Source organism: Pedobacter sp. BAL39, assembly GCF_000170795.1.
Classification (GTDB): domain Bacteria; phylum Bacteroidota; class Bacteroidia; order Sphingobacteriales; family Sphingobacteriaceae; genus Pedobacter.
This window is the reverse complement of record NZ_ABCM01000002.1, coordinates 24,486-41,762: the sequence shown is the minus strand read 5'-3', so window position 1 is coordinate 41,762 and position 17,277 is coordinate 24,486. Positions and strand designations below refer to the sequence as shown.

Here is a 17,277-nt window from a genome sequence, read left to right as displayed (position 1 = left end):
CATGTAAGATCGTCTTTTTCTTTATTAAATCATCACCGACAATCATTCAGGTGTTACAGGGGATCTATGGTTTGGCGGACACTATTGCCCTGATCATTTTCCATGTAGATTGGTCTGAATCGAAAACCGTATTCAACCCTTGTTCCTCCTGTGGGGGATCTCCGGAAAAATCATCTTCTTCCTTCCAGAATAATTGACCTGCTATCGGCCTGGACGTACCTCCGAAGGCCCAGAAATTGCAACCTGCAATCGCACCACTGTTTTTTCTGCTACTTGCCCATATGGAGAAGATGCGTTTAAAGAATTCATCACGAAGCCTGGTACTGCTGGAAGGACTGAATGCATGTCCGTCCCTTGGGAGACCAAACTCCTCAATGACCATTGGTTTCTTCAGTTGCCTGGCAATCACTTCATGTGCGTTGATGTAATCAACCGCCTTTTCCATAACCGAAGGAAGGTTGGCCGAAGTTGGAACGTCCTTAAACCAGCCCCAGTTTTTTGGCCAGATGTGGATGGTCAGGTAGTCGACATGCCGATCTGCATGTATCTCTTTGAACAGATCATAGTTTTCTTCCGTACCCATAAAACCTTCCGTGCCAATAGTTATGAGATGGTTCTTATCGAGTGATTTAATGTAACCAGCGGTCGACGAAATCCATTCTTTATAGGCCGTTACGGCCTGTGGGCGCATAGGCCTGGGTTCATTGGCGAGCTCCCAGGCCATGATTGCCTTTTCTTCGGAATAGGATTTTCCACTATAAATACTTTTGTGTTTAAAAATGTAATCCAGTTGTTTACGGTAAGCGGACATGCAATCTTCACAGCTGTAAAACCTGCTGGTATAGTCGCGCTGCTCATCCCAGCTCAGCTTTCGTTGGAGTGTTTCCCCATCGATCTGCCGATTCCAGTGCAGGTATTGCAAAAATCCACCGCTCCATTCCCAATTGTTGCTGAGGTAAAGCACGGCATGCATCTTACGCTTGCCCATTTCCATCAATAGGAAATCCAGACTTTCGAGCACATCAATATTGAAGCTGCCCTGTTCGGTCTGCAGCGGAGGATATACGCGATCTACACCGTTGATTCTACCAACACCCTCGGCACCAACCAGCACGCGTAAGTTAGTAACACCCTGCTTCTTCAAAAAATCCAGTTCTTTGATCAGTCGCCCTTTCCCATGCACCGGGTCATTGTTTAGGGCAAGCATGCCACCATACCAGTAATTGGTACCGATATAGTAGTATGCTTTTCCATTGAGCATGAACTGCTGTCCTTCAACTTTAACAAATGGACTTTGCGCCTGAAGGTGATAAGAACTTAAAAACAGGAAAACGGACAATACTATTTTTTTTATTCGCCTGCTGAAATAAGCACCCATAACATTTAAGGTCATCACGGTTAAATAAATCCTAGATCATCAACATAGATGGTTGTTGACGACGGAACGCCTAGGGCCTGCAATACAAACTCAGTAATCGTCGCCGGAGCTCCGAGATCCGCAAGCGGAATGGTGTAATCAGTATAACGTCCCTCGCTGAGTTCCAGGCGTACCGCTTTACCATAGTTACCATTGATCACCAGCTGCACTGCCTGTCCGGCGGTGCCAGGCCCGCCATAAATGGAAAGCTTAACAGCCGCCAATTTTGTAGCATCAATGGTTGTTCCGTTATACCCGATCTGCAAGGCACCGTAGGAATCCGTAAAAATCGTCTGTATAGCATAAGTGCCGCGTTTCACATTGACCATATTGGTATAATTGCGGGTACTGTTATATCCGAAGTACGAACCCCATCCATTGGCAAACTGATCGTCGTAAAGCACCGCTTTAAAACCAAATGAACCAGCGGACTTGCTCGTGCCACCCGGTGTGGTGACAAAAATAAACGCCTGGACTACGCCAGCAGGAACTTTCACCTGAATTTGTGTTTTAGTGGGTGTGCCTACGATTTCTGCGGGTGTGTCATCAAACTTTACAGCGGTTACGCCCTCAAATATGGTCCCGGTAATGGTGACGACCTCCCCCGCTCCGGCTGCAACCGGCGCGAAGCTTGTAATAACCGGTGGCGGCTGTAAAATTGGAAAGTCAAAACTGGCGACACCGAATTTTGTGGTCACCAACAACTGATTACTTTGACCGGCACCATAAGGTACATCTTCCGGAATAGTGATGATGATGCTGTGATCCGTAAGTAAGGCAGGGTTGTAATTTACTTTTACCCCATTGAAAGAAACCGACAGTGTAGTCAGCAGATGTTCCCCGATGATGGCGTACTGATTGTTCAATCGGCCGGCAACCACTGTGGAGTCAAAACTGACCAGCCTGGTTTCATCATATACGGAATTGGAATCCAGGGTGACACGGTGGTCAACATCTGCGATGGTATCGGTTTTACTGATCACCCTGACTTTAGTAATTACGGGAGCACCGCCGGTACCTTCATCTTCTTTTTTACAGGAAGTATAACCCAGTGCCACCATCACAAATAATACCAGCATGGCGACTGTTGATTGTTTGTTTATCTTTTTCATGGTCTTTTATTTAAAAACATAAGGTACCGGAGCCTGATTTAACTTAGGGTTCGCAGCCACTTCTGTAGCAGGATAAGGGAACAGGAATTTGGCATTGGTCATCGTCAGATAGCCATTTCCGTAACTATTGGAAGGCGTACTGTTATCACCTGTACCGCGGTCCTGCTGATTGATGATGGCAATGGCTTTAGGGTGGGCCGCAACATTAAAACCATCCAGTCGGCACAAATCAAACCAATAGTCAAATTCAAAGGCAAACTCCCGTCGGCGTTCTTCGAGGATGTCATCCCGATAAAACTGCGCAGGAGCATTACCTGGTTTGCCAGGAGTATTGTTTGGTGTAAAATAACCGCGCCTGATTTCTACCAGATTACCCAGACCAGCCCTGTTCCTGATCTTGTTGATGGCGGCCAGCGCCTGTGGATCGGTGCTGGAAGCAGCATTACCCACAATAGCCTCTGCAAGGATCAGGTACACTTCAGCATAGCGCATCATGTAGGTATTGTTTGAGGATGACTGTGCAGAGCCCGTCCCCCCATTGTCTGCCGGCGTACCTACTACATATTTTTTGACGAAGGTACTCGTACCCTGTCCCTGGTTTGCGGCATGGGTATAACCGCCCTGTGCCTGGTTGATCTCGGGATATACAGCATCGGTAACCATAATGGTTGGCTTGAATCTTTTATCGTCAGTCTGGAAAGCATATAACATATCAAAGGTCACACCGAGCACTCCATAACCGTCACCTGTACCGGTAATGGTCGTATTGGCGGCCCATGATGCCTGGATGGGATTTCCTTTTCCATAACCACCAGCTCCTACCCACTGCAGGGCGATCACTGACTCTTCGTTATTGTTGTTTGCTGTAAGGAACAGGTCACTGAAGTTTTTTCCGGGAACATCAATACCATACAACTTAAACTCTCCACTGTTGATGACCTTCTCGGCATAAGAACGTGCTTTGGCATAGTCCTGCATATACAGGTATACTTTTGCAAGTAAAGCAGAAGCAGAACCACTCGACACCCTTCCCTGCGCCAGGGAGTTCCCACTTCTGATCTGCGGACTCAGGTTAGCCTCCGCAAAAGTCAAATCATTAAGGATGAATTGATAAACATCAGTTACAGGATTCGTATTTACCTGAACGTCATTTACATGATCCAGTGTATTCTCTATAATCGGCACATTTCCGAAGATCCTGACGAGATGGAAGTAAGCCAGGGCCCTGAACAGGCGTGCTTCACCAAGCGCCTGGTTGACGACCGCTTTATCCACTGTTTCCGGTACCTTCGCTGGCAGGTTATTGATGATGCCATTGGCTTGTGCCACCACGATCCATAATGAGTTGTAGGCATTTGCAAGTTCGGTATTGCCGTCCGTTACAGAAAAGTTCCCGAAGTTGGCCACATCCGAAGAATACGAACGTCCGTTGCCGCTGGCCATTTCCGTAATGGCCCAGCCGCCCTTTGCCACCCAGCCAAACCAGGCTGCGCTGTAAAGCACGTTTGTGCTCGCTTTCACCTGATCTGCTGTTTTATAAAAGTTGTCCAGCGTAATGGAACTTTGCGGGGGACGATCAAAAAAGTCTTTTTTACATCCTGTTATGGTACCGATCGCAAGTACACAGATTACAAAGTAATATTTAGTATATGTTTTCATAATTATGGCTGCTAATTAAAATTCTGTATTGATACCAAAAGTGAGTGTACGTGGCGTCGGATACCTTCCACTGTCCACATTGGTCAGGAACACATTATAATTCTGGTTACCTACTTCCGGATCCAAACCTTTGTACTTTGTAAATACATACAGATTCTGTGCACTCACAAAGACTTTGAGTCTGGCCAGCTTTGCCTTACGGATCAGGTTGACTGGCAGGTTGTAACCGAGGTTTACATTCTGAATACGCAGGAATGAGCCCGATTCAATAAAACGGTCTGAGTTTTTAAGGTTCGGGTTATCGCCTCCCCTTGGTGCCGGGATGTTGGCACCTGGATTTGCCGAAGACCAGAAGTTGATGGAGGATGCAAGTTGGTTCTGGTACAATCCGGACAAGCCCTGCAGCTGGTAATTCAGTGCATTCAGTACTTTGGCCCCGTAAGATCCATTTAAGAAAATAGACAGATCGAAAGATTTGAAAGAGAAATTATTGGTGATGCCATAGGTGAATTTAGGGTTTGGATTTCCCAGGGAGGTCTGATCCAATTCATCAATCTTACCATCATTGTTTAAATCCTGATATTGAATATCTCCAAGCCAGGTACCGGCACTGGTATTTTCAATGGCACGTCCGAACTGAACAGGTGCGTTTCTTAGCTGCTCATCGGTACGGAAAATATCTTTTACCTTATAGCCATAAAACTCCCCGATTGAACCACCCTCCTGCGTACGTGTAACGGTCATCTGTAAGAAACTTACGTTGATCTTTCCATCGATAAAAGGAACACCATCTGCAAGGGAAACCACCTTGTTGTTGTATTTTGAGAACACTACCGTAGTATTCCATTTAAAGTTGCCGGTCAGGTTTCTACTATTGAGGGTAAAGTCAAAACCTTTATTGGTTACCTTACCTCCATTGATGTATGGCGGGCTGATGACCCCAATCCCCGAATAAGCGGCGGTTTGTCCGACCAGGTAAGCGGGCAGTGGCTTCTGGAACAGGAAGTCTTTTGAGGTTTTATTAAAATAATCGAAGGATGCATTGATGCGGTCGTCCAAAAGCGTGACATCTACCCCGACATTGGTCTGCACTGCAGTTTCCCAGGTGAGGTTAGGGTTCGAGACTTTATCGATGGCAAATCCGGTACCCAGGCCGGTAACCACCGGTGTCAATGCCGAACCGTACTGATAGTTAGGGACATTCTGGTTTCCTACCTGCCCGTACCCTACCCGCAGCTTAATCGCGCTGGCCACAGATCTGACACCTTCCATGAAGGACTCGTCAGACAAGCGCCAGGACAATGCAAAGGCTGGAAAATATCCGGTTTGTTTACCATCAGCAAACTTCGAAGAACGGTCAGAACGAACGGTTGCCGTTAAACTGTATTTGTTATTAAAAGTATAGATACCCCTGGCAAAGTACGATTGTAAAGCCTGACTGTCTTTATATTCTCCAATGATGGCCGTCTTCAGGTCGCCCAGCCCCAGGGTCTGCAAATCATTGCTGAGAAAATTCTGGATAGAGGCATCTTTCCCACCCCAGGACGACTCGTTCACTTCATAACCGAGCAATGCCGTGATGTTGTGTTTCTGGTTGAAGGTATGCGTATAGGTCAGGTATTCTTTCCATCCCCAGTAGGTATTATTGGAATCGTATTCCTGCAATTTCGCAGTCTGATTGCCATAGATACCGTATTGATACGTAGGTGTAAATATTCTTGCAGCAGAATAGCTGAAATCGCCATTCAGTTCCGACCGCAGCGTGAGGTCTTTAGTCAACTGAAGATCTGCATATAAAGCACCCTGCAGGTTACTGCGGTTCAAAGTATTGGTGATGTCCAGCGCCTGCGCAACCGGATTGATCTGACCCCCCTGCTGGTTGGAGTTTGGAATAGGACCCGCAAACGAACCATCAGGGTTTCTTACCGCCTGATCGGGCGCGCTTAACAGTGCATTGTAGACCACTCCGGTATTGTTCGATAAACCCTGGTTTTCATTGGAGCGGCTGCCCGAAACTGACATCCCCATCTTTAACCAGGTTTTCACCTGGCTGTTTACGTTAGAGCGGAACGTATACCGTCTGTAATCACTGCCTAGAATGGTGCCATCCTGTTTAAGGTAACCACCGGAGATGTAATAGTCAGTTCCATCTTTACCGCCGGAAACACCCAGCTGGTGATTCTGCATCAATGCATTTCTGAAGATCTCATCCTGCCAGTCGGTTCCCTTACCCAGTAATGCAGGATCGGCAAACTCAGCGCGTCGCTGCACACCTGTTACGTCAGCTAGTGTATTTTGTAATACCGCATATTGTTTAAGGTCCATGACGTCCAGAAAACGGCCCTGCTGCTGCATGGCCGCATACCCGTCGTAAGTAACACGGGCAGTTCCATTCTTACCACGCTTGGTAGTAATGATGATGACCCCGTTGGAAGCGCGACTACCATAGATAGCAGTTGCGGAAGCATCCTTTAAGATATCGATAGATTCAATGTCGCTGGGATTGATGGAGGACAGCGGACTGACTGCAGACTCTCCGTTATTAGGGGACAGCCCCACCGTACGACCACTGGTGGCCTGATTGGTGGCATCACCGGAGATGGGAACACCATCTACTACATACAGTGGCTCATTGGAGAGACTCAGGGAGGTAACTCCACGCACCCTTACAGAAGTAGAACTTCCGGGAGCTCCCGAATTCTGAGTAATGGTCAGACCGGAAGCTTTCCCCTGGAGCATCTGATCGATACTCACCTGAGGGACGTTGGCGATATCTGCCGCCTTAACAGAAGATATAGACCCATTTACATCACCTCTCTTCTGATTTCCGTAACCAATCACCACCACATCCGAAAGATCTGTCGCTGATGATTTCAATACCACATTGATCACAGAACGGTTACCCACAACCACCTCTTGCGTGGCAAGGCCGATGAAAGAGAAGATTAAAATGGTATTCGATCCTGAAGGAACAATGATGGAAAATTTACCGTCAGGACTGGTGGAAACCGCTGTTTTCGAATTCTTGACAGATACACCCGCTCCCGGCAGTGTAGTGCCTTTTTCATCTGAAACGGTTCCGGTGATTTGTCTGGTTGTAGTACTCTGAGCGTACGCTGAAAATAGCGGAGCCAAAAATAATACAAACAGCAAGGCTGCTCGTAACTTTGTACCCATAATAGTTTATATTTAGTTAGTTGTTGATTAATTCAAATTTAACAGCAATGACAGGGCCTTTTATAGTATTATTTTAACTTAATATAAGCTAAATAGTACTATATAAAAAGCATCAACTTACACAAACCCATCATTATCAATATTTTTCGCACAAAACATACGCTAAATATCCTTGTACGTTTTTACCTCTAAAGATTAATTTATTGCTACAAACGGCTCCGTTAAGTGCAAGCGGAAGGCATGTCTGTATTTTAAAAACGCTTATCAGACCTGAAATGAGTAATGAAATCCGGGCTGACTTGTTAGGGTGTCAGCTTAACTTTCAGCGTTGCAGGCTTCAGTCCGGGCGCAGTTGCCTTTAAGACGACATCGCCCTGCCCACCGATGTGCTGGATAATGACCTGCGCCAGACCGCTGAACAATTTCCTTTTCCAGACTGGCGCGGGACTGAGCACCTGGATCGCACCTGGATCCAGATTGATCACATCCCAGCTGTTAACTTTCAGCAAGGGTGTCGCGAGTATTGCAACGGTATTCTCCCCCGCCCGGATCACTGACCTGTCTAATAAAAAGGCATGCCCCGGTTTGCCAGCTACCAGATTTGATGCGATTTTCTTTCCATTGATGTAGATGGATTGCGATTTTCCCAGACTCTTATAGAAAAAGGTGACCTTGGTGTCCGCCGACCATTCTTCCAGGTTAAAACTGCCACGGTAAATTAAAGTCTTTACCCGTTTGCCAAAATCCTGGCTGCGCTCCTCCTTGAAAGCATCGTCCCAAGTCTCTGTCGCTGCCGTCAATTGCGACAGATCATCCAGACTGGCAATCTGTTTCTCTTTCAGGTTTGTGATCGGGATCACCTCAATCTTTTCCATAAATTGTTCGGGATCGAGGGATGTTGGATCGCCATTCCCCACTCCCAGAATCCTGGCAGGCCCGCTGATCTCAAAGCTCAGCTCATTCGTCGCTGTTGGCACTTGATCCCCCTTAACATCAGTCACATCCACACGGACCATCGCCACCTTAGACTTTTTTACAGGTATCGATTCCTGCTGAAGGCGGACCCGTTCAGGGCCATTGGTGGTCTTAACCACTTCCCTGAGTGTTGCTTTCTCCCCTTTAAAACCAACTGCCTCCAGAGTACCTGGCACGTAGTACACCATCCAGCTTAAATGGCCATTGACCTCCATGCGCTTTCTACCCAGACTTTTTTTGTTCAGGAAAAGCTCAACCTCATCACAGTTACTATAGACCCTGACATCAATTGGCTGTCCTTCCTTACCTTTCCAGTTCCAGTGTGGCAGAAGATGCAATATGGGCCGGTCTGTCCACCAGGACTTCAGGTACCACACATTGTCTTTCGGGAAACCGCAGAGGTCAAACATCCCAAAATAGGAAAGTACCGACGGCCAGCCAAAAGGCGTAGGCTCCCCGCGATAGTCAAAACCCGTCCAGATAAACATCCCTGCAAGGTATGGCCGTGCAGCATAATACTTCCAGCCATCTTCAAGGCTCAGAAAATGATCGTTCTGACGCACATCATATGCCGCCAATTCATGTTTCTCCTTGTTATCAATATACAACCCTCTGCTACTTACGGTTGACCCCTCTTCTGTTCCCCAGCTAAACTGCGCAGGAAACTGCTGATGGTGCTGATCTGTATTTTTAGTAGCAATGTAATTGTAACCCAGCAGATCTATGGTAGTGGAAATTCCACTTTCGATGCCCCCGCTGATTGCCGCCGTAACTGCCCTACTGCTGTCGACCGTCTTTGCAAAGGCCTGCATCGTACTGGCGATTCTTGCACCAACCACACTATTTTCAATCGCCCATTCTTCATTTCCTACCGACCAGCTGATGATGCTTGGATGGTTGCGGTCGCGAATGATCATCCGCTTCAGGTAATTGAGGTGTTGATCTGTAATGCCCATGAGCCGGTGCTCGTCGATCACCAACATCCCCAGGCGATCACAGGCATCCAGCAATTCCGGTGTCGGTGGATGATGTGAACAACGATAGGCATTGCTCCCCATTTCCTTTAGCCTGGCTATTCTGAAATACTGCAGTTCATCTGGTAGTGCCACACCTACACCAGCGTGATCCTGATGGTTATTGCTGCCCTTGATCTTGATGGGTTTACCATTAAGGAAGAATCCTTTGTCGGCATCAAAACGAATGGTCCTCACACCGAAACTGGTTGAATATCTGTCCACCATCACTCCTGCTTTTTCATCAATACCCCGTTCTTTTTTGAACACGGTGGTAATCATTTGATACAGATGTGGATGTTCAATATCCCACAACAAGGGCTGGTTAAGGGTAATATCCATAACAAATTCCTTCTCCTGCAACACTCCAAGCGCTAGATTTTCTAATGTACCTGAAGCAACTTCTTTGCCTGCAGCATCAACTATGTTTTGTCTGATATAAAAAGATGCCCGATCAAGCCCCTCATTTTTAAGGACTGTTCTTGCGGTAACTGTTGCTGTATCGCCCTGCACCCGACTGGAAATAAATGTCCCGTTAGCAGCCACGTGCAATGGATCCGTCTTATCGAGCCACACATGGCGGTAGATGCCTGCCCCCTCATAAAACCACCCCTCTTCCATGGTGACGTCTACCCGCACCGCGATCACATTTTCAGCACCATAATTCAGGTAGTCTGTGATGTCATAATGAAAACTGTCATAACCACTCGGTTCAGTCCCAAGGTAGTGACCGTTTATCCAAACGATTGAATTTCTGAACACACCATCAAAAGCAATGCTGATTTTTCTACCCAGGTCACCGGCAGGAATAAAGACCGACTTGCGGTACCAGCCCACACTTGCATCAGGAAAGTTGCGGCCAACGGCCTTAAAACCATGACTGAAACTCGCCGCCGGGTCAAACTGCTGTTCCACGGCCCAATCGTGCGGCAGATCCAGCTTTCTCCAGGCACGGTCGTCAAAACCAGCCGCTGCAGCGCCATCACCATATCCGGTTTTTGACAGGTAGGAGAAGTAACTCGTTCCGTTGTTGAAATCCTTCTTCACCTCATATGGATGTCCAAAAGCAAAACGCCAGCCGGAATCAATTGAAATATGATCTCTTTTATTAACGGACAACAGCTGTGCCTGGGATGACAACGGCTTACCTACACAGAGTAAAGCCAATAAGAGCATTATTTTATACACATGCATACGATTTGGTTTTGGACTTGCCTGCGTTCAATTACCTATGGCTGTACCACTGCAACAACAGCTGACGAGGGCCTGAGCCTTTCCAGCAGACAAGAAACCAATATAGAAATTATGAAGCTATTGAAAAACGCAAAGCGGCAATGGGACAAAATCGTATCATTCTTTGATCGGATTATAGCATTTGACCTGATGCAAAAAACACCTCTGACCGAAATACCTTTCGGAGCAGAGGTGTAACAGGAGCGAATCTATTTTTGATCAAAGACCTTTGCGGCCTCCACATCTTCGTATTGAGCGATCAACGTTTTCAACCTTTCTTTGAGGTCAGCCGTTAGCTTTTCCTGGCCCTTAACGCCATACAGGTTTTTAAGCTGTTGCGGATCTGACTGATTGTCGAACAACTCCCAGCTATTTAGTTCACCATAAAAGCGCACTAGTGTATAACGGTCTGTATAGATGCCAAAATGGGGATGCACGTGGTGAGGTTTAGGGAATTCGTAATAATGATAATAAGCATCCTTCCTCCAGTCGGCCGACAACTGTGTGTCTTTCGCCGACTTGCTTTCCTTCAACAGGGGAAGGAATGATTTCCCCTGTATTTCTGCCGGGACATTAACACCCGCTGCCTCCAGAAGTGTAGGCGCCCAGTCATTGTTCAGCACAATCTGATCTACCACCGTTCCCGGTTTCACCGTTTTAGGAAAACGCAGTACCAGCGGAACATGTAGTGACTCCTCATAGACGAAACGTTTGTCGAACCAACCATGCTCCCCCATAAAGAACCCATTATCAGAAGCATAGACAACAATGGTATTTTCCGTCAGGCCAGAGGCATCCAGGTAATCCAGGATTTTACCAATGTTCCTGTCCAGTGCATTTGCCGTTGCCAGGTAGTCTTTCATGTAACGCTGAAATTTCCATTCGGCTAAGGCTTTTCCAGTTAGTTTCTTTGACTCGAATTCCTCAGTGATCCTGGTATAATAGGCGGCATAAGCTTTTCTCTGTGTATCATTCAACCTGCTGAACTGCCTTCCGCCAATCAATTTTTCAAATTGTGCCTGCTGTTCAGGAGTCTTCGCCTCGGCATAAAGCCGTCGGATCTCTTTGGCATCTGGTCCCCCAGGCGCCTGAGGTTCAAAGGAAGCATGCACCTTCAGATCACTCGTAAGCTGCATGGTTTTGTCGATCGACATGTCCTGATCTTTTGCTGCCAGGCGGGAATTGTAATTATCATAAAAGGTAGCAGGCAGAGGAAAGGTGATGTCATCATAAGCACCAAGATCCTCAAGATCAGGATGCCAGGACCGGTGTGTAGCCTTCTCTCCAACCACCAGAAAAAAAGGTTTTGATTTGTCCCTGTTATCGAGCCAGCTGGTAGCCAGGTCGGTGATGATGTTAGTCACATACCCTTCTTTTCTGACCGTGTCTTTAGCAGAGCTGATGAAGTCAGGGTTGAAATATTCACCCTGGCCGTTCAGGATGTTGTAATAATCGAAGCCCTTCGGCAGGTTACCGAGGTGCCATTTCCCCAGCCAGGCCGTCTGATAGCCGGATGACTGAAGCAAGGCGGGGAACAGCAGCTGATCAGTATCAAACTTCTGCTCATTGAGGGGATAGCCATTTTTATGGCTATACTTCCCTGTCAGGAAAGTCGCCCTACTAGGTCCACATATCGAATTGGTGACAATCGCATTGTTAAACTTTGCTCCTTCTTTTGCGATCCGGTCGATATTCGGCGTTTTCGCAATTTTAGCACCATAGGCCCCTATGGTCTGATAGGCATGGTCATCGGACAGGATGAACACAATATTTGGTCTTTTGGCCTTTGGCTCAGTTTGTGCAGATCCGTTCATACTGAACAGGCTCAGGATGCCGAGCAGTACAGTGCCCGGACTGATCATTGATACAGTTTTCATAATTCTAATTTATTGAGGATAACCATCATTTTGTGTTAAGCTTTTATTAACATCCCTTTCTCTCTGAGGGATCGGAAACAGCACATGGAAATTCTGAATGGCGGTGTATCCTTTTGCACGCATTACCTCGACCAGCTTACCGGTACGCACCAGGTCAAACCAACGCTGGTCTTCAAAACCGAACTCCCAGCGGCGTTCGTTTAACAAAGCATCGCGAAAGCCCTGTTGCGTCAGGCCGCTCAGGTCTACTGCGGTAGAGGCCTCGTTAATGGGAAGGCCATAGGCACGGCGGCGTACTTTATTAATGGACTCGTAAGCTACTGCGGAAGGAGCTCCATCTAATTCATTCAATGACTCTGCATAAGTCAGAAGTATATCGGAGTACCGCAGCACTGCATAATTTAACGAGCCATCGCCAAGGTTGGAAATTGCCGAAGGGTCAAAATATTTATACCAATGTGGCCTGAAGGTCACCAGACCTCCCCCGGCATTGTATGCTGTGAAGAAGGTACGGTTCTTACGCAGATCTCCGGCAGCGAAGCTGTTGTAAAACTCAAGTGTAGGCACATCCGCACTGTTACCACCCACGGTTCCTCCTCCTGGTAATGGAATGGTCGACCGTGGCAGGTAGAGCGCCAGGGAGAACCCGTTTGCTGTGCCGGTGCCGCCTTTCGACTGTATAGCAAACAGGATTTCCTTATTGCTGCGGTTCGCAGGGGTAAACACATCAAAATAGCTATCCAGCAGTCCATAACTGGTATTGTCCAGGATCAGCTTGGACTGTTCACTGGCCAGCTTAAAATCCTTTAAGGTAAGGTATACCTTGGACAGCAGTGCGATGGCTGAGTTTTTCGTTGCCCTGCCTGTATTGGTGCCGGTATTTACTGCGTCCAGGTCTGTAACCCCAGCCTGCAGGTCAGCAATGATTTGAGCGTATACTAAAGCGACAGCGCTTCGGGGCTCATTGACACCTTCCAGCGACGTCACAGGGCGTAATACCAGGGGAACATCACCAAATAACCGCACCAGATTGAAATACAATAACGCACGGATAAACTTTGCTTCCGCCACCAGCCGCTTTTGCTTCGCGGCATCCATGGTAATCAATGGAATCTTCTCGATGGCTACATTGGCATTGGCAATGGTCTTGTAGGCGGCCGTATAGAAAGTATAAATGCGATCATTTACAGGCCCGTAGGTATAGTTTTTAATGGCAAAAATATAGGCATTTGCCACCCCCTGTCCACACTCTGCATTATCAGTAGGCAGTTCCCCCAAAAGATAAATTCCGCGGTAATAGATGTTAGATTGGTCGTTCAGGCCATCGTAAGTAGCCGTCACCGCAGCCTCCGCATCAGCTTCAGTTTTGTAAAAGTTTTCAGCCACCAGGACTGAACTGGGTACTTCATCCAGAAACTTCTTGCAGGAAGAAATAACGAACGTACCAAGTAGGAGATATAAAATGTATCTGTATTTCATAATCAAAAATTAAAATCCAACATTAACACCAACAAGGAAGGTCTTTGCACTCGGGTAGGCATCAGAATCAATCCCACGGAGGATGTTGTTTTGTCCGGACTGGTTCGACTCCGGATCATACCCTGTATAATCAGTAATTGTCAGCAGGTTAAGTGCCGTGGCATAAACTTTTACATTCCTTACCTTTACAGCTTTCAGTAAGCCGGAAGGCAAATGATAACCGAGTGTTATGGTATTCAACCTCAGGTAAGAACCGCCTTCCAGCTGCGCATCAGAAAAAAGAAATGCACGGTTAAGGTTTGCCCTTGGAATATCATTACCGGGATTACTGCTTGTCCAGCGTCCATTTACGCGCTCCGAGCTATTCTTCTGTCCTGTAGGAAGATCCAGCTCTGCCCTGGTGCTATTGAGGATTTTATTTCCGGAAACCCAGTTGAAGGACAGGCTCAGGTCAAAAGACTTATACGAGAAATCGTGAGACATCCCGCCGAAGAATTTAGGTTGTGCGGTACCCAGAAACTGACGGTCTGTGGCATCCAGCTTGCCATCACCATTGGTATCCTTATAACGGCGGTCGCCGGGAACAGCTGTTGGCTGAGCACTGGCAGCTACCTCTGCCGCATTCTGAAAGATACCATCGCTGACATATCCGAAGAAAGAACCCAGCGGCTCTCCTGGCTGGATGACAATAGGGTCTGTAATCTTGAGGTAACCATTGATCTCGCCGGTGAGGATCTGACTTACTGATCCCAGGTCAAGCACTTTATTTTTGTTGGCGGAAATGTTAAAGTTGGCGTTCCATTTAAAACCCTGATCGATGATGTTCGCATTCAACGCCAGCTCCAGCCCTTTATTTTCCAGGCTGCCAATGTTCTGCAGGGCTGAAGAATAACCGGTTGACCAGGGCACATTGATGTAAAGCAACATGTCAGAGGTCTTCTTGTAATAGGCATCGACGGTCAGGTTGAGGCGGTTATTAAAGAACCCCATGTCAAGCCCGATGTCCGACTGGGAGGTTGTCTCCCATTTGAGGTCCGGATTGGGGATGTTGCCGGGTGCAAATCCTTTCACCACTTTATCACCAATGATGTAGCTGAACCCGGAGAGTCCGGCCAGCGACTGGAAGCTGGCAATCTCCTGGTTGCCTGTCCGCCCGTAACTTCCACGGAGCTTCAGATTGCTGAAAACGCCGAGATCCCTGATGAAGTCTTCTTCAGATAGTTTCCATGCCAGGGAGCCGGAAGGGAAATATCCATATTTGTTGTTTGAACCGAATTTAGAGGATCCATCAGCCCTTAGGGTCAGTGTCAGCAGGTACTTATTATCGTACGCGTAGTTGATCCTGCCGAGATAGGACAGCAGACTGAAGGAAGTCACATTGGTCACCGGCGAGTTGATCACTGCCCCGGAGCCAAGATTATCTGCCTTAAGGTTATCATTCACAAAACCCGAAGCAGAGGCAATAAGATTTTCGGTATTGTTCTTTTGAACAGTGAAACCTACCAATGCATTCAAGGAATGTTTCTCTCTAGCATATGTATAAGCCAAGGTATTTTCATTTAACCAGGAGCTCGTATTCAAAGAACCCGTACGCCCTAGTCCAAGCACATTGTAACCGGCAAGAATGGTTCTGGGCGCATAATACTTCTCCTTATTACTTAGGAGATCAGCACCAATACTGCTTCTCAGGGAGAGGCCATTAACAATTTTCAGTTCTGCGAAAACATTAGCCAGGGTACGGTTGGTGAAAGATGTATTCGTCAGTTCCCGCGCGGTAGCTACCGGATTTCCCATGGCAATGCCGCGGTCACTTTCCAGGACGTAGGTACCATCAGGCTTATAGACCGACAGGATTGGGGAAAATGAAAGTGCAGCCGCGACCACGCCAATAGTTCCCTCGCCACCGCCGGTTGCACTGAGCACCTGATTACCACCTGTGCGGCTGGCTGTTAATGTTGCGCCAACTGTCAGCTGATCAGTAATCTTCTTTTCAAAGTTAAAACGGGCAGCATAGCGTTTAAATCCTGAATTGATCACGATCCCTTGCTGATCAAAGTAATTGAGGGAGATGGCATATTTCGTTTTCTGATCTCCACCAGATACACCCAGCTGATAGTTTTGGATGGGTGCTGTTCTAAAGATCTCATTCTGCCAGTCCGTTCCTTTGCCAAAACCGGCAATCTGCGCATCGCTGTAGATGGCAGAACCGTTGGATTCGTTCACCAGTCTGGCGAAGTCGGTGGCATTCAATACAGGGATGGTCTTGCCTACTTTCTGCGTCCCTACATAACTGCTGAACTCTACCTTGTCGGTCCCTGCCTGCCCTTTTTTGGTGGTCACCAATACAACACCGTTTGCACCCCTGGATCCATAAATAGCCGTTGCAGAAGCATCTTTGAGAATTTCAACAGATACAATATCATTGGGATTGATGAGTGCGAGGGCATTGGTCTTTGGCCCGGAGACCGCCCCGGAGCTGAAACCATTGTTGTCGTTGTAAATGGGAAAACCATCAATCACATATAGCGGCTCACTGCCAGTGTTTACCGAATTGCTCCCTCTGATGCGGATGGATGTTCCTCCTCCGGGTTGATTAGAAGTGGAGGTCACCTGTACTCCGGATGCGCGGCCCCGCAGGCCATTGTCTAAAGCCGTGACCGGTGTTTTCTTAAATTCATTTTCGGAGATGGAGGCGATGGCCCCTGTGAGGTCACTTTTCTTTTGTGTTCCATAACCAACAACAACCACGTCACTCAGCTGGTTTGCGCTTTCCTGGAGTGCAATGTTTACCGGGCCTTGATTGACCACAAGGCTGACATTTTCATAACCGATGAAGCTGACGTTCAGCGTGTATGGAAAACGCTGGCCGGTAAGCAGGCGAAAAGCGCCGTTTTTATCCGTAGAAGTCTGATTTGTGGTTCCCTGAATACGCACCACTGCGCCCATCAGTGGTTCTTTGGTTTTACCGTCCGTAACGACACCTGTAAGGGTGGAATTGATCTGCGGCAGATTTGTTTCCTGCGCCACAGCTATGAATGGCAGGAATGAAATGATCATAGCCATGATCAGCCGCTGCTGTCGGAATACCTTCTTTATAAATGTAGCCGATATCGAGGGATCGGATTGCCGTCCCGCAATTAGGATATTTGTCATACCTTTGAATAGTTTTAATTCGTGAATGGGAACAGGCACCAACGCCAATTGTACACCTGTTTCCTGTAATTTTAACTTATTGGGGATGCCTTGGCGTCCCCTTTATGATTTATTGATGTAGTAATCCGATGTATCTTCTCCTTCCCTTTTAATGATTTTTGATTGGTTGATTGTGTTTTTTG

Annotated in this window: 9 protein-coding genes; 1 reads left to right on the top strand and 8 read right to left on the bottom strand. The window is 47.3% G+C overall.

Annotation, left to right across the window (positions count from 1 at the left end):
• Positions 1 to 64: 64 nt before the first annotated feature.
• The 5 genes from PBAL39_RS02440 to galA all read right to left on the bottom strand — a co-directional run bounded on the left by PBAL39_RS02440 (position 65) and on the right by galA (position 10,529).
• Entirely contained in the window at positions 65 to 1,393 is a 1,329-nt protein-coding gene (locus PBAL39_RS02440) for a cellulase family glycosylhydrolase (RefSeq protein ID WP_008237917.1), read from the bottom strand.
• 5 nt (positions 1,394 to 1,398) lie between these two features.
• Entirely contained in the window at positions 1,399 to 2,529 is a 1,131-nt protein-coding gene (locus PBAL39_RS02435; protein ID WP_008237912.1) for an IPT/TIG domain-containing protein, read from the bottom strand.
• 6 nt (positions 2,530 to 2,535) lie between these two features.
• Positions 2,536 to 4,188, bottom strand: a complete 1,653-nt coding sequence (locus tag PBAL39_RS02430) for a RagB/SusD family nutrient uptake outer membrane protein (RefSeq protein WP_008237905.1) — start codon at positions 4,186 to 4,188, stop codon at positions 2,536 to 2,538.
• Between the two features lie 15 nt (positions 4,189 to 4,203).
• The gene (locus PBAL39_RS02425) at positions 4,204 to 7,365 is read right to left on the bottom strand and encodes a TonB-dependent receptor (RefSeq protein WP_008237904.1); all 3,162 of its coding nucleotides are present in this window, start codon (positions 7,363 to 7,365) and stop codon (positions 4,204 to 4,206) included.
• A gap of 302 nt (positions 7,366 to 7,667) precedes the next feature.
• The gene (galA, locus tag PBAL39_RS02420) at positions 7,668 to 10,529 is read right to left on the bottom strand and encodes a beta-galactosidase GalA (protein ID WP_157273888.1); all 2,862 of its coding nucleotides are present in this window, start codon (positions 10,527 to 10,529) and stop codon (positions 7,668 to 7,670) included.
• A gap of 12 nt (positions 10,530 to 10,541) precedes the next feature.
• On the opposite strand from galA, the gene PBAL39_RS02415 reads away from it, so the two are divergent.
• The gene (locus tag PBAL39_RS02415; RefSeq protein ID WP_008237902.1) at positions 10,542 to 10,784 is read left to right on the top strand and encodes a hypothetical protein; all 243 of its coding nucleotides are present in this window, start codon (positions 10,542 to 10,544) and stop codon (positions 10,782 to 10,784) included.
• Between the two features lie 11 nt (positions 10,785 to 10,795).
• On the opposite strand, the gene PBAL39_RS02410 is transcribed toward PBAL39_RS02415, so the two are convergent.
• The 3 genes from PBAL39_RS02410 to PBAL39_RS02400 are packed head-to-tail and all read right to left on the bottom strand — an operon-like array spanning position 10,796 to position 17,095.
• A complete protein-coding gene (locus PBAL39_RS02410) occupies positions 10,796 to 12,463 on the bottom strand; it encodes a sulfatase (protein WP_008237901.1) in 1,668 nt (555 codons plus the stop codon).
• Between the two features lie 9 nt (positions 12,464 to 12,472).
• Positions 12,473 to 13,942 carry a RagB/SusD family nutrient uptake outer membrane protein gene (locus PBAL39_RS02405; RefSeq protein WP_008237900.1) on the bottom strand — a complete coding sequence of 490 codons (1,470 nt, stop codon included), beginning with the start codon at positions 13,940 to 13,942 and terminating at the stop codon, positions 12,473 to 12,475.
• Positions 13,943 to 13,951: 9 nt separating this feature from the next.
• Positions 13,952 to 17,095: a TonB-dependent receptor gene (locus PBAL39_RS02400; protein WP_008237899.1), complete on the bottom strand. Its 3,144-nt coding sequence runs from the start codon at positions 17,093 to 17,095 to the stop codon at positions 13,952 to 13,954.
• Positions 17,096 to 17,277 lie beyond the last annotated feature (182 nt).

Excerpts from the sequence above, each read along its gene's own strand:
- PBAL39_RS02440 (WP_008237917.1), bottom strand. The coding sequence starts at position 1,393 with ATGACCTTAAATGTTATGGGTGCTTATTTCAGCAGGCGAATAAAAAAA.
- PBAL39_RS02435 (WP_008237912.1), bottom strand. The coding sequence starts at position 2,529 with ATGAAAAAGATAAACAAACAATCAACAGTCGCCATGCTGGTATTATTT.
- PBAL39_RS02430 (WP_008237905.1), bottom strand. The coding sequence starts at position 4,188 with ATGAAAACATATACTAAATATTACTTTGTAATCTGTGTACTTGCGATC.
- PBAL39_RS02425 (WP_008237904.1), bottom strand. The coding sequence starts at position 7,365 with ATGGGTACAAAGTTACGAGCAGCCTTGCTGTTTGTATTATTTTTGGCT.
- galA (WP_157273888.1), bottom strand. The coding sequence starts at position 10,529 with ATGCTCTTATTGGCTTTACTCTGTGTAGGTAAGCCGTTGTCATCCCAG.
- PBAL39_RS02415 (WP_008237902.1), top strand. The coding sequence starts at position 10,542 with ATGCATACGATTTGGTTTTGGACTTGCCTGCGTTCAATTACCTATGGC.
- PBAL39_RS02410 (WP_008237901.1), bottom strand. The coding sequence starts at position 12,463 with ATGAAAACTGTATCAATGATCAGTCCGGGCACTGTACTGCTCGGCATC.
- PBAL39_RS02405 (WP_008237900.1), bottom strand. The coding sequence starts at position 13,942 with ATGAAATACAGATACATTTTATATCTCCTACTTGGTACGTTCGTTATT.
- PBAL39_RS02400 (WP_008237899.1), bottom strand. The coding sequence starts at position 17,095 with ATGACAAATATCCTAATTGCGGGACGGCAATCCGATCCCTCGATATCG.